Origin of the sequence: Bradyrhizobium sp. Ce-3 (assembly GCF_022835695.1) — a bacterium.
Classification (GTDB): Bacteria; Pseudomonadota; Alphaproteobacteria; order Rhizobiales; family Xanthobacteraceae; genus Bradyrhizobium.
Window position 1 is genome coordinate 437264 of sequence record NZ_BQUV01000002.1, and the last position, 12762, is coordinate 450025.

The following is a 12762-nucleotide window of genomic DNA, read 5'->3' on the forward strand; positions in this document are numbered from 1 at the left end:
TTGCCTAGTCGCTAATTTGCGGCCCATGGCGGGGCGGAACGGCTTGTGGAGAAAGCGTCGGGGATTGGGTAGCTCATTGCCATGTGCGCTGCAAGATGGACCCTGGAGGGGGTCCATGCAGGATCACACCGCCTGATCGGCGAGACGGGCCAGGCACTCCTGGCGTCCCAATACGGCCAGCACGTCGAATATGCCCGGCGACGTTGTACGTCCGGTCAGCGCCACCCGCAGCGGCTGGGCGACGGCGCCGAGTTTCAGATTGTTCTGTTCGGCGAAATTCCGCATGGCGGTCTCGGTGGTCTCCGCCGTCCAGTCGTTGACGGCTTCCAGCGCGGTGCGCAGCCGGCCGATCAACGCACGCGTCTCCGGCGTGAGCAGCGCCACAGCTTTCGGATCGAGCTCGAGCGGCCGATCGGCGAAGATGAAGTAGGCGCCCGAGATCAGCTCGAGCAGCGTCTTGGCGCGTTCTTTCAGGCTCGGCATCGCCCGCAGCAATTGCGCGCGGGTGGTGTCGTTGAGCTTGGCTTTCAGCGCGGCGCCGTCGGGAACATAATCCAGCACACTCTCGAACTGGGTCACGAGGGATTGATCGTCGCTCTGCCGGATGTAGTGACCGTTGAGGTTCTCCAGCTTGGCGAAATCGAACCGCGCCGCCGAGCGGCCGATGCCCGAGAGATCGAACGCGTCGATCATCTCCTGGGTCGAGAAGATCTCCTGGTCGCCATGGCTCCAGCCGAGCCGGACCAGGTAATTGCGCAAGGCCGCCGGCAGATAGCCCAGCGCGCGGTAGGCATCGACGCCGAGCGCGCCGTGGCGCTTCGACAGTTTCGAGCCGTCGGGACCGTGGATCAGCGGGATGTGGGACATGCTCGGCAGCTCCCACTCCAACGCGTCGTAGATCTGCTTCTGACGCGCGGCGTTGATCAAATGGTCGTCGCCGCGGATGATGTGCGTGACGCCCATATCGTGATCGTCGACCACCACCGCGAGCATGTAGGTCGGGGTGCCGTCGCCGCGCAGCAGGACGAGGTCGTCGAGGTTCTCGTTCTGCCAGACCACGCGGCCCTGGACCTGGTCCTCGATCACGGTCTCGCCGGTCTGCGGCGCCTTGAGGCGGATGGTCGGCTTGACGTTGCCAGGCGCGGTGGCCGGATCGCGGTCGCGCCACATGCCGTCATAGAGGCGGGTGCGGCCCTCGGCGCGCGCCTTCTCGCGCATCGCAGTGAGCTCCTCAGGCGTGGCGTAGCAATAATACGCGCGCCCGGCGGCGAGCAGGCCCTCGGCGACCTCGCGATGGCGGGCGGCGCGGCTGAACTGGTAGATGACGTCGCCGTCCCAATCGAGCTCGAGCCATTTCAGGCCATCCAGGATGGCGTCGATCGCCTCCTTGGTCGAGCGTTCGCGGTCGGTGTCCTCGATCCGGAGCAGCATCTTGCCGCCGAGCTTCCTGGCATAGAGCCAGTTGAACAGCGCGGTGCGGGCGCCTCCGATATGGAGGAAGCCGGTCGGAGAGGGGGCGAAACGGGTAACGACGGAATTGGTCATGATCGCGTGCGACGTATGCTGGAATGGGCGCTGGTGTATATCAGGAACCGAACATAACTAAAGCCCCGGCTGACCTTTTGCCGGCCAAACCAGGCTCGAAGCAAGGCTTTGAAACCCGGCTCTGAAACCGGGCTTGGCCGGACGGCGCGAATTTGGCAGAAGGTTGAGCTTGATCCTCCAGGGAACCCTTTGATGACGACTGACACGACGGCAGAGGCAGGGCGCGACTTCATCCGCGACATCGTCCAGGCCGATCTCTCCGCCCACAGGCACAACCGGATCGTGACCCGCTTCCCGCCGGAGCCGAACGGCTACCTGCATATCGGGCACGCCAAGTCGATCGCCCTGAACTTCGGCATCGCGCAGGAGTTCGGCGGCCAGTGCAATCTGCGCTTCGACGACACCAATCCGACCAAGGAGGAGCAGGAGTACATCGACTCCATCCAGGCCGACGTCCATTGGCTCGGCTACGACTGGGGCAAGAACCTCTTCTATGCGTCGGACTATTTCGAGCGCCTGTACGATTGGGCCGAGGGCCTGATCAAGGCCGGCTATGCCTATGTCGACGATCAGTCGCAGGAAGAGATCCGCACCTCCCGCGGCACGCTGACCGAGCCCGGAAAGAACTCGCCGTTCCGCGACCGCTCGGTCGAGGAGAATCTCGACCTGTTCCGCCGCATGAAGGCCGGCGAGTTTCCGAACGGCGCGCGGGTGCTGCGCGCCAGGATCGACATGGCGGCCGGCAACATCAACCTGCGCGACCCCGTGCTGTACCGCATCCTGCACGCCCACCATCCGCGCACCGGCGACAAATGGTCGATCTACCCGAGCTACGACTACGCCCACGGCCAGTCGGACGCGATCGAGGGCATCACCCATTCGATCTGCACGCTGGAGTTCGAGGATCACCGCCCGCTCTATGAGTGGCTGCTCGACAAGCTGCCGGTGCCCTCGAAACCGCGTCAGTACGAAATGGCACGGCTCAATCTGACCTACACGCTGCTGTCCAAGCGCGTGCTGACCCAGCTGGTCCGTGACGGCCACGTCTCGGGCTGGGACGATCCGCGGATGCCGACCGTTGCTGGCCTCAAGCGCCGCGGCGTGCCGCCGGCCGCGGTGCGCGAATTCATCAAGCGCATCGGCGTCGCCAAGGCCAACAGCGTCGTCGATGTCGGCATGCTCGAATTCTGCATCCGCGAGGAGCTGAACCGCACGTCGCTGCGCCGCATGGCGGTGCTGCGGCCGCTCAAGGTGGTGATCGAGAATTATCCGGAAGGCCAGGTCGAGGAGATCGAGGCGATCAACCATCCCGACAATCCGGAAGCCGGCACGCGGAAGATCGCGTTCGGCCGCGAGCTCTATATCGAGCGCGACGACTTCATGGAGAACCCGCCGAAGAAGTTCTTCCGCCTCTCGCCCGGCAATGAGGTGCGGCTGCGCTATGCCTACTTCATCAAGTGCACCGGCGTGGTGAAGAACGAGGCCGGCGAAATCGTCGAGCTGCGCGCGACCTACGACCCCTTGACCAAGGGCGGCAATGCGCCCGACGGCCGCAAGGTGAAGGCCACGATGCACTGGCTGCCGGCGGCGCAGTCGAAGCCGGCGGAGATCCGCATCTACAATCAGCTGTTCGCCAACCCGAGCCCGAACGCGGCGAGCTTTGCCGACGACCTCAACCCGCAGTCGCTGGAAGTGCTGACCGATGCGCGGGTCGAACCTGCGATCGCAGAGAGCAATTCGCCCGACGTGATGCAGTTCGAGCGGCAGGGCTACTTCGTGCGCGACGCGGATTCGACGCCGGACAAGCTCGTGTTCAACCGCACCATCGGCCTGCGCGACACCTTCGCCAAGGAAGTCGGCGGCAAGGGGACATTGCGTCAGGCGACTGTTAGCTCCACGGGAGGTGAGCCAATCTCCCGTGATCCAGCGCGCGTCGTGGACGCGATTCGCGCTGCGGAAGAGCGATTAAGAATTGCTCGCATGGGTCTCAAAGATATGGACGAGCCAGAGCGCGCGCGAGCGGGCTTATACAACGCGGTCGTATTCGGTCGGATGGTTACATTCGCCCTGCAAAATATGAGGAACCATGTCGCTGGGTTTGATGATTGGTACGCGCGGATTTCGGCAGAGTTGAAGGCCGACGAACTTATGGTCTACATGAGTAACCTTCGCACCGAGATCGAAAAGACCGCAAAACAGCATGCAGGTGGCTACGTCAAGATTGGATCTCTTGACCTTTCTAAGGTCGCGACCTTGCCGAATAGGCCGCCAACCGCGAGGGCGTTCTTTATGGGAGATGAGACCGGCGGATCGGGCTGGGAAGTGGTACTCGCCGATGGCAAGGTGGAGAAGTTTTACGTGGACCTGCCGGATTCTTGGGATGTCAGGTCCGGATTGGTACTTCCGAGCGCCCCATCACAATTCCAAAGAACGGATGCCCGGGTGCTCGTCGAGAGATATCTGGACAAGGTGGCCGAAATCGTAGAGCGCGCAAAAACGCAATTCGACTAGGGAGCCGTGCGCAGTTGGCTGCGCATGGCGATAAAGTCTTTTGGATTGCCGTTCCGCACGGCGGAACCCCGGGAGGCGATCGATGCCTGATGAAGCCGACGATATCGCCTCCGCCATCATCGGGCGATGGTCCGCGGGTTTCAGCAAGCTCGACGCCGATGCGCTTGCCGCGCTCTATTCGCGGCACGCGTTCTTCTTCGGCTCGAACCCGACGCTGTATCGCGGCCGCGACGGCGTGAAGGCCTATTTTGATGGCCTGCCGCGCTGGCGCGCGCAGCGGGTTCAGTTCAGCGACGTCAGGACCGAACGGGTGAACGCCGATCTCGTCAACATGGCTGCGATCGCGTCCTTCTTCCTCGACGACGATGCGCCCTCGCTTACCGTCAAGATCACCTGGGTGATCGCGCGCGAGGACGGCGACTGGAAGATCGCCTGCCATCACGTTTCGTCACAGACGCCGCTGATCTAGCCGCGCGCCTCAGCGTCCGGCTTATCCTCGCAGCTCACAGCCTTCGGTTGCGTGTTTCGGTTCCGTTCCGCTAGTCGGGTGACTGCGGCATCCGCTAGCCTGCGGCCCGGCAGGGATCGCAAGCGGAATGGCGGAGCAGGGCACGACGCCGGGCGGCAGACGCGGCTACGCGGGGACGTGGCCGCCGCGTGGGGCTGCGCCGGCCGGCGGCTACGTCCCGACGCGTGCCAGTATCTGGCGACCTCTTGTCGAGACACTCCGGCAATGGGCGCGCGCCGAGGCGGGGGCCGGGCGGCTGTTGCCGTGGGTGCCGGTGGCGTTCGGCACTGGGATTGCGTTCTACTTTGCGGCCGAGCGCGAGCCGGTGCTGTCGGTCGCGGCGGCGGTCGCAATTTTGCTGTGCCTGCTGGCGCTGCTGCTGCGGCGGCGCAGTGTATTTCCCGCCATCGTGATGCTGGCCGCGGTTGCCGCGGGCTTTGCGACGGCGACGTGGAAGACGGCGCGGATCGCCCATGGCGTGCTGGCGCGGCCGATCTATTCCGTGGCGCTGACCGGCTTCGTCGAGACGCGCGACATCAGGGAGAAGACCGATCGCTTCGTGCTGCGCGTCGTGTCGATGGAGAGCCAGCGCGAGGTGCCGAAGCTCGAGCGCGTCAGGCTCTCGGTGAAGAAGGGCACCGCGCCCGACGTCGGCAGCTTCGTCGAATTGAAGGCGCGGCTGATGCCGCCGCTCGGGCCGCAGCGTCCGGGCTCCTATGATTTCGGCCGCGACCTGTATTTCCAGGGCATCGGCGCCTCCGGCTTCGTGATGGGCGCGGTCAGGACAAAGGAGCCGCCGGCGACCGGCGGCCTGGCGCTGCGCTATGCCGCCTTCATGCAGGGCCTGCGCGACGCCATCGACGCGCGCATCCGCACCACGCTCGATGGCGATCAGCGCGCGATCGCAACGGCGTTGCTCACCGGGCGGCGCGATGCGATCACGACGCCGGTCAACGATGCGATGTTCATCTCCGGGCTCGGCCATGTGCTGTCGATCTCCGGCTACCACATGGCCGTGGTCGCCGGCGTCGTGTTCTTCACGATCCGCGCGCTGCTGGCGCTGTTTCCGGCGCTGACGGCCGGACACCCGATCAAGAAATGGGCGGCGGCGGCCGCGCTGGTCGCGGCGGCGTTCTACCTGCTGCTGTCGGGAGCCGAGGTCGCGACCCAGCGGTCGTTCTTCATGACTGCCGTGGTGCTGATCGCCGTGATCGTCGATCGCCGCGCGATCACCTTCCGCACGCTGGCGGTGGCGGCGCTGATCGTGCTTGCGATCGCGCCTGAGGCGCTGGTGCATCCGAGCTTCCAGATGTCGTTTGCCGCGACGCTCGGGCTGGTCGCGCTGGTGCAGATCGGGCTGCCGAACCTCTTGGCGTCGCCCGACCATTCGGCGACCGCGCGGATCGCGCTGTGGGGCGGGCGTGAGCTCACGATGCTAATGCTGGCCTCGCTGGTCGCGGGGCTCGCAACCACGCCCTACGCCGCGTTCCACTTCCACCGCGTGACGCCCTATGGGCTGCTCGCGAACCTCGCGGCGATGCCGGTGGTGTCGGCGGTCGTGATGCCGGCCGGCCTGCTCGGGCTCGTCGCCATGCCGTTCGGCTTCGACGGCGTGTTCTGGGCGATCATGGGGTTCGGCATCGACTGGATGATCCTGGTGACGCAATGGGTCGCGGCGCTACCCGGCGCGGTCGGCCGGATGGCGGCATTCGGGATCGGGCCGCTGATCGTAGCCAGCGCCGGCCTCGTCCTGCTCGGGCTGCTACGCACGCCGCTGCGCTGGTCGGGTGCGGCGCTGCTGGTGGTGGCCTCGGTGTGGGCAATGCGGGTGCCGCAGCCGGACATGCTGGTCTCCGCCGATGGCCGCAACGTCGCGGTGCGCGGCGGCGACGGGCGGCTGCATCTGATGCACAGCGCCAAGGACGCGTTCCTTGTCAAAGAGTGGCTGGCGGCCGACGCCGATGCGCGGACCGCGACCGATGCGTCGCTCGGCGAGGGTGTCTCCTGCGATGCCGGCGGCTGCGTGACCCAGGGGCCCGGCGGGGCCTTCGTCGCGCTGGCGAGCCGGCCCGACGCGCTGGCGGATGATTGCGAGCGCGCGGCGCTGATCGTGACGGCCCGGTCGGCGCCGCAGGGCTGCGGGGCCTCGGTGATCGATGCCGAGCGGCTGCGGCGCCACGGTGCGCTGGTGCTGCGGCGGGTCAGGGACGGCTACGCCGTCGAGGCGGTCAAGCCGGGCGGGATCGACCGGCCTTGGTCGCCGGCGGTTCCCGGCGACGGCGAGGGCGAGACCATGCTGCGCGCGCCCGCCACAGCGCCGCGGCCAGCCGCCGACGCGACGCCGGCCGAGAGCGATCTGCAGGGAGAGGATTAGCCGCTTGAGGATTAGCCGTTGTCGGGCGGGTGACCGGCCGGCAATTCGAACAGGCCGAGATGGTATTCGTCGGAGTCGGGGCCGGCGTCGGGCTTCTTGACCAGCGTGAAGGAAGCCTCGGGGAATTGCTCCCAGACCTTCAGATCGTCAGCCGTTACGGTCAGCCAGCCGAACCGGAACATGTAGCGGCCCGGCTCCGTGACGCGTCCAGCCTTTTGCCATGTGACCTTGTCGACCACTGAGCAGGTTTCCGTGAGTGCACGTCCTCCGTGCCCGATGATGCGCCAAGGTGGCCGCCGACGCAAATCTCCCTATGCGCCCCGGAAGCGGACGTCCGGGGTCGCTCGAAATGGCTTAGGTCACTCGCCGACGGATGGCTCATTCCGCGGCGACGATGCGTTCAACCCAAAAACAGCGATGCGAATGCGGACGGCCGCCGCTCGACGACCTTGGGCTTCTGCACGACCGGCGGGTGCAGCGCAGGCAATTGCAGCACGCTGACGCGCTGTCCCTCGACCAGCTGGGTCACCAGCACATGGTTGCCGTCGGGAAATTCGACCGCGTCATGATGCCGATCCGGCACGTCCGGCTCGACTTCGTTGAACACGCCGACGCGATAGTTCAGCGTCTTGGTCCAGATCCAGCGGCTGTCGTAGCGAACGTTCTCGGCGAAAGCGAGCTCGGTGCCCGGCAGCATGCAAACCGCGACAGTGGGATCGTTCTCCGAAGCAAAGCCGCGGGTCGACGTGCCGCGGAAAGTCGTGGTGATCAGCGTCTCTCCGACAATGGCGGGGCGCGATGCCACGGCGTGCAGACTATAGTCACACATCGGATGGCTCCTCATTGAGGTAGCGACCCGTGCCTCTCTTTGAGGCATAGGGCCTCTACCAGAGTGGACGATAGCGAACGAGCGTCTGCTCGTTTCTAGGCGATTGTACGACTGGCCCGCGATTGCCTCAATCACAAACACGCGACGCTGCGCGAGAGGTATCGGAGCGCATCGGGCGGGCCGTACGTTACGCTATCAGTCAAGGAACGATCCGATGTGTCGCTCGTTCCTTGCCGCCATTAGTATTTGCGATAAAGGCCGATCAGCTTGCCCTGGATGCGGACCCGGTTCGGCGGCAGGATGCGCACTTCATAGGCGGTGTTGGCCGGCTCCAGCGCGATCGATGCACCGCGGCGGCGGAAGCGCTTCAGGGTGGCTTCCTCCTCGTCGATCAGCGCCACCACGATGTCGCCGGTGTTGGCGACGTCGTTGCGCTGGATCAGCGCCATGTCGCCGTCGAGGATGCCGGCATCGACCATCGAGTCACCGCGCACTTCGAGCGCATAATGCTCGCCGGCGCCGAGCATGTCCGGCGGTACGCTGATGGTGTGGCTGCGGGTCTGCAGCGCCTCGATCGGCGTACCGGCGGCGATCCGGCCCATCACCGGGACCGCGACCGGACGGTTGCCGTCGTCCTCGGCGATCGGCGGCGTGCTGGTGCGCTTGCCGAGGGTGCCTTCGATGACGCTCGGGGTGAAGCCGCGGCGGCCGCCGCCGCCACCGGCCGACAGTTCGGGCAGCTTGATGACCTCGATGGCGCGGGCGCGGTTGGGCAGGCGGCGGATGAAGCCGCGCTCCTCCAGGGCAGTGATCAGGCGGTGGATACCGGACTTCGAGCGCAGGTCGAGCGCATCCTTCATCTCGTCGAATGAGGGCGGGACGCCGGCCTCCTTCAGACGTTCATTGATGAAACGCAGAAGTTCGTACTGTTTGCGCGTGAGCATCTCGAGTATTCCCCCGGTTGATAGCGTCGTTCGATTCCGAGACTCTTCAGGTGGGCCTGCAGGCGGGGCCTGACCTCCGAAGCGCCGTGCTGTTTGCAAGCGCCCCCTGAATGGTCTCCCGTTTGTAGACACCAGTACTCGAAACAAATCATGAACGGACACTATATGTTCGATATGTGTTCCGCAACCACTTAATTTCCGGTGAACGCGTTCTGCAACGCGCGATCGACGGGCTGCGAAAGCCTCACTCAGGCAGTGTCAGGATCTCGCATTCGCTGCCCTTGGCGGCGGCGGGCGCAAACGGCGGACGCACGAGAAGTGCCCGTGCCGCAGCGAGATTCCCGAGCAGCGACGAGTCCTGCTGCATCACGGGCGTTGCGATCAGCGAGCCGTCTTCGCGCGTCTCGAGACGCGCACGCAGATAGTCCTCGCGCTGGTCGTTGGCGGCGAGGTCGCGGCCGAGCAGGGCGCTCGCGCGGCGATGATGAATCACTTTTCGGCCGCTCAGCGCCCGAATCAACGGCACCAGAAACAGGAAGGCGCAGACATAGGACGACACCGGATTGCCGGGCAGGCCGATCACCCGCATCGCCCCTAATCGGCCGTGCATCATCGGCTTGCCGGGCCGCATCGCGATCCGCCAGAACGCCATCTCGACACCCTCGGCCTCCAGCGACTGCTTGACCAGATCGTGGTCGCCGACCGAGGCGCCGCCGGTCGTGATCAGGATGTCGGCGCCGGTTTCCCGTGCCCGGCGGATGCCGGCGGTGGTGGACTCCACCGTGTCGGCGGCAATCCCGAGATCGACGGTCTCGGCGCCTTCGGCGCGCGCCAGCGCCCGCAGCGCATAGCCGTTGGAATAGACGATCTGGCCGGGGCCGGGCTTTGATCCCGGCATCACCAGCTCGTCGCCGGTCGCCAGCACCGCGACCTTGGGACGGCGGCGCACCGCGAGCTCCGGGTGGTTCATGGCGGCGGCCAGCGACAGCGCGCGGTCGGAGAGGCGGCTGCCGGCCTCGAGCAGCACGTCGCCCTCGCGGAAATCGACCCCGGCCGGGCGGATGTGCCGCCCGGCGGTGGCGGCTTCCGTGATCGTGATGTGGTCGCCGTCGACCGCGGTGTCTTCCTGGATGATGACGGCGTCGGCGCCATCGGGGATCACACCACCGGTGAAGATCCGCACCGCTTCGCCGGCGCCGACCGTCCGCTCGAACGGCCGGCCGGCCGCGACTTCGCCGATCACCCTGAGGCGGGCCGAGAGGTCAGCCGCGTCGGCAGCGCGCACGGCATAACCGTCCATCGCCGACATCGGCTGCGGCGGCTGGGTGCGCCGCGCGGCGAGGTCGCGCGCCAGGGTGCGGTGGTAGGCGGCATCGAGCGCGACCATCTCCTCCGGCAGCGGTTCGGCGCCGGCGAGGACGGCGGACAGGGCATCGGCAACCGGCATCAGGGCCACGCTCGGAGCTCCTCAATTCCTAATGTTCAATACCAAGTGCAGTCAGAGCCCTCGCCACGTCATCCATCGATGTCACGTGGACGGCATGAAGGCCGCGCGCCCGCGCACCTTCGACATTGGCGGCCAAATCGTCGAAGAACAGGATCCGAGACGCCGGCACGCCGATGGCTTGTACCACATGATCGTAGGCCTCGGCGTCGGGTTTGCGATGCCCGATGGTCGAGGACAGGAAAACGTTACGGAAATGGCTGAGCAGCTCGGCATGGACCACCGAGAAATGCGCGACATGGGCGGGATTGGTGTTGGAGAAGGCATAGAGCGGCATCCGCTCCGCGGCGGCCGCGAGCAGGGGGGCGATATCAGGCATCGCGCCGGTGAAGATCGCATTCCAGCCCTCGAGGAATTGCGCGTCCGTGATGTCGATGCCGAGCGTTCGGCGCAAATTAGCGAAGAACGCCGCGTCGTCGATCCGTCCGATCTCGTGATGCTTGTAGCTGTCGTCGACGACAAAGCGCGTGGCGAGCTCGGCCGGCGCGCAGCCGGCATGCTGCGCCCAGTGCGCCATCACCTTGTCGAGGTCGATGTCGAGCACGACGCGGCCGATATCGAACAGCAACACGTCGACGGAATCGGGAGAGAGTTGCGAGGTCATTGCGTGAAACCGTGTACGAGAATTGCGGGCAGGCGGCAATGTCCTCGATTTGTGCGGCAGGCATGCGACCACGGTGCTGGCGGCCGGTGATCTTCTCATCGTCGACCCGGCTTTCGCCACCCCATCCTGGTGTCATCGTCCGGCATTGACCGGGCGATCCAGTATTCCAGAGACGGCTATGCTTGGGCCGAGAGGCCGCGGCGTACTGGATAGCCCGGTCAAGCCGGGCGATGACAGTTGTGGTTGGGGATGCAGCTTCGCGTTCGTCGCAAAACCGCCAGGACGACGATGAAGATGGTGCTCAGGAAAGATGAAGATGGTGCTCAGGAAATAAGGCGCATCGTCATTGCGTACTTCACTCACAGTCTGGAAAGCGCCAGGCCGAGGTAAGCGATCAGCGCGCCGGTGCTGAGAATGATGACGACGAGCGCCTGCTCTGAACGCGCCTGCAAGGTTTTCCGGGTCACAATGATGACGCTCCATCCTCCAAAATCATACTGTCCAACTAACATTGGTTGGTGTCCGTTCCGGTTCCTGTCCGGGGAACTTGCGCGCGCGTCAGGCCGCGCGGGCACGCCGGCCTCGTCCTGTTCCAGGCCAGAAATGCGCAACGCCGCCCGCATTGAAATATGGCGGGCGGCGTTGGTTCTAGCCCCAGGAGGGATGGCAAAATCCTGACCTGTACGGATACGGACGACGGACGAATAAGGTTCGCGCCTTCGACCCCGTACGACTCCGGTACCCCGAACGGCCAGAGGAAAGCATCGGCGACGAGGTCTAGGATGACGTGACCAAGTTGCTTTGGCCTCAGCGTGTACCCCCTCGCTGGGGCCTCTCTTTGCGCGACGGATCAGGGAGAGGGCAGCAACCGCGGTTCTCGCGAAGGAATGAAGCCGCCGTGAGTCGCTGGTGGGGGCTAGCGCTTCGCTAACACCGTTGCGTTGAGCTCGACCGCCAGGATCTCGGCATGCTGATCGCGCACCAGAATCTTGATGGATCTCGAGCGTTGGCCGGCGTTGTCCTTCGCGATGTCACACGCGGTTTGCCAGGCCTTGAGCTCGGCCTGCTGCGCGTCGGCCAGGTCGACGCCTTCGCGATCCAGGAGGACGCTGCCGTCTTCTTGAAGATCAAAAAAGAACTGTGCCATAGCCGATCTCATTACGCAGAGGGGGTGAGATGGAGATAGTGCGGGTCGAATTGGCCGCGCTCTTCCAGCCCCGCCCGATCGAGCAGATTGAACGCCGCGCGGTCGATTTCGATCAGTCCGTCGCCACGAAGTTCCTGCAGCACCCGGTTGACGTGCACGGTCGACAGCGCCAGGCAATCGCCGAGTTCGGCCTGCGTGATCGGCAGCCTGAAGGTTTCGCCCGACGTCCGGCCGACCGCCTCCAGCCGGCGGCGCATTTCCGACAACAGATGAGCCATGCGCTGAACGCCGGTCCGGCGGCCGACATTGAGGATCCATTCCCTGAAGATGGATGCGTCGATCAGCGTCTCCCGCCAAAGCGCGGCGGCGATGTTCGGGAACACCGCGTTCATCCGCTTCAAGGCCTCGTGCGGGATGAGGCCCAGCGTGCAGGATGTGAGTGCGACGAGGTCGTGGTCCATGATTCCGAGGTGGAGGCTTTGAAGATCCGGAATCTCCCCTGGAATATGCAGCGACAGGATTTGTCGCTGCCCATCGGGCGTCGACTTGGACCGGAACACGAAGCCCTCCGCCACCAGGCAGCATTGGGTTGCTCTCTGTCCGTCATGCACGATGATCTCGCGCGCCCGGAACTCGCGCCTCTGAATCGGGAGTGTCTGCAGCGTTTCGATATCAGCGCGATCGAGCCTGTTGGAGACACTGATCTTGCGCACCAGCGCTTCCGATAGAGTTCCAGCCATCATCCCGTTCCCTGTCATCGGAGCCAGGACGATCAGGCGTGGTCCTGCTGCTTCGG

The 12762-nt window shown here is 65.3% G+C and carries 12 protein-coding genes; 3 read left to right on the forward strand and 9 right to left on the reverse strand.

The features are described from left to right. Positions 1 to 123: 123 nt before the first annotated feature. Positions 124 to 1545: a glutamate--tRNA ligase gene (gene gltX / locus BRSPCE3_RS08445; RefSeq protein ID WP_244065332.1), complete on the reverse strand. Its 1422-nt coding sequence runs from the start codon at positions 1543 to 1545 to the stop codon at positions 124 to 126. Positions 1546 to 1737: 192 nt separating this feature from the next. Between gltX and BRSPCE3_RS08450 the strand changes: the two genes are divergently transcribed. The 3 genes from BRSPCE3_RS08450 to BRSPCE3_RS08460 all read left to right on the forward strand — a co-directional run bounded on the left by BRSPCE3_RS08450 (position 1738) and on the right by BRSPCE3_RS08460 (position 6938). Continuing rightward, on the forward strand, positions 1738 to 4056 hold the full coding sequence (locus tag BRSPCE3_RS08450) for a glutamine--tRNA ligase/YqeY domain fusion protein (protein WP_283843093.1): 2319 nt from the start codon (positions 1738 to 1740) through the stop codon (positions 4054 to 4056). An 82-nt stretch (positions 4057 to 4138) separates the two neighbouring features. Next, positions 4139 to 4525: a nuclear transport factor 2 family protein gene (locus BRSPCE3_RS08455; protein ID WP_244065333.1), complete on the forward strand. Its 387-nt coding sequence runs from the start codon at positions 4139 to 4141 to the stop codon at positions 4523 to 4525. 127 nt (positions 4526 to 4652) lie between these two features. Next, positions 4653 to 6938 carry a ComEC/Rec2 family competence protein gene (locus tag BRSPCE3_RS08460; RefSeq protein ID WP_244065334.1) on the forward strand — a complete coding sequence of 762 codons (2286 nt, stop codon included), beginning with the start codon at positions 4653 to 4655 and terminating at the stop codon, positions 6936 to 6938. Between the two features lie 11 nt (positions 6939 to 6949). Here the strand turns inward: BRSPCE3_RS08460 and BRSPCE3_RS08465 are convergent, their stop codons facing one another. From BRSPCE3_RS08465 to BRSPCE3_RS08500, 8 genes are all read right to left on the reverse strand, one after another. After that, positions 6950 to 7177: a hypothetical protein gene (locus tag BRSPCE3_RS08465; RefSeq protein ID WP_244065335.1), complete on the reverse strand. Its 228-nt coding sequence runs from the start codon at positions 7175 to 7177 to the stop codon at positions 6950 to 6952. A gap of 161 nt (positions 7178 to 7338) precedes the next feature. After that, positions 7339 to 7767 (reverse strand): hypothetical protein, encoded by a 429-nt coding sequence (locus BRSPCE3_RS08470; protein ID WP_244065336.1) that lies wholly within the window; start codon positions 7765 to 7767, stop codon positions 7339 to 7341. Positions 7768 to 8006: 239 nt separating this feature from the next. Next, on the reverse strand, positions 8007 to 8711 hold the full coding sequence (gene lexA / locus BRSPCE3_RS08475) for a transcriptional repressor LexA (RefSeq protein ID WP_244065337.1): 705 nt from the start codon (positions 8709 to 8711) through the stop codon (positions 8007 to 8009). A 244-nt stretch (positions 8712 to 8955) separates the two neighbouring features. After that, complete coding sequence (gene glp, locus BRSPCE3_RS08480; protein ID WP_244065338.1) at positions 8956 to 10167, reverse strand: gephyrin-like molybdotransferase Glp; 1212 nt, start codon at positions 10165 to 10167, stop codon at positions 8956 to 8958. A 19-nt stretch (positions 10168 to 10186) separates the two neighbouring features. After that, a complete protein-coding gene (locus BRSPCE3_RS08485) occupies positions 10187 to 10819 on the reverse strand; it encodes an HAD family phosphatase (protein WP_244065339.1) in 633 nt (210 codons plus the stop codon). Positions 10820 to 11178: 359 nt separating this feature from the next. Continuing rightward, positions 11179 to 11331, reverse strand: coding sequence for a hypothetical protein (locus tag BRSPCE3_RS08490; protein WP_244065341.1), 153 nt, complete (start codon positions 11329 to 11331; stop codon positions 11179 to 11181). Between the two features lie 404 nt (positions 11332 to 11735). Continuing rightward, a complete protein-coding gene (locus BRSPCE3_RS08495; protein ID WP_244065342.1) occupies positions 11736 to 11966 on the reverse strand; it encodes a DUF6894 family protein in 231 nt (76 codons plus the stop codon). 11 nt (positions 11967 to 11977) lie between these two features. Next, on the reverse strand, positions 11978 to 12679 hold the full coding sequence (locus tag BRSPCE3_RS08500) for a Crp/Fnr family transcriptional regulator (RefSeq protein ID WP_244065343.1): 702 nt from the start codon (positions 12677 to 12679) through the stop codon (positions 11978 to 11980). Positions 12680 to 12762 lie beyond the last annotated feature (83 nt).

Bases quoted from the DNA above. Each gene is read 5' to 3' on its own strand.
- gltX (WP_244065332.1), bottom strand. From the start codon at position 1,545: ATGACCAATTCCGTCGTTACCCGTTTCGCCCCCTCTCCGACCGGCTTC.
- lexA (WP_244065337.1), bottom strand. From the start codon at position 8,711: ATGCTCACGCGCAAACAGTACGAACTTCTGCGTTTCATCAATGAACGT.
- BRSPCE3_RS08485 (WP_244065339.1), bottom strand. From the start codon at position 10,819: ATGACCTCGCAACTCTCTCCCGATTCCGTCGACGTGTTGCTGTTCGAT.
- BRSPCE3_RS08495 (WP_244065342.1), bottom strand. From the start codon at position 11,966: ATGGCACAGTTCTTTTTTGATCTTCAAGAAGACGGCAGCGTCCTCCTG.
- BRSPCE3_RS08450 (WP_283843093.1), top strand. From the start codon at position 1,738: ATGACGACTGACACGACGGCAGAGGCAGGGCGCGACTTCATCCGCGAC.
- BRSPCE3_RS08460 (WP_244065334.1), top strand. From the start codon at position 4,653: ATGGCGGAGCAGGGCACGACGCCGGGCGGCAGACGCGGCTACGCGGGG.
- BRSPCE3_RS08490 (WP_244065341.1), bottom strand. From the start codon at position 11,331: ATGTTAGTTGGACAGTATGATTTTGGAGGATGGAGCGTCATCATTGTG.
- BRSPCE3_RS08470 (WP_244065336.1), bottom strand. From the start codon at position 7,767: ATGTGTGACTATAGTCTGCACGCCGTGGCATCGCGCCCCGCCATTGTC.
- BRSPCE3_RS08455 (WP_244065333.1), top strand. From the start codon at position 4,139: ATGCCTGATGAAGCCGACGATATCGCCTCCGCCATCATCGGGCGATGG.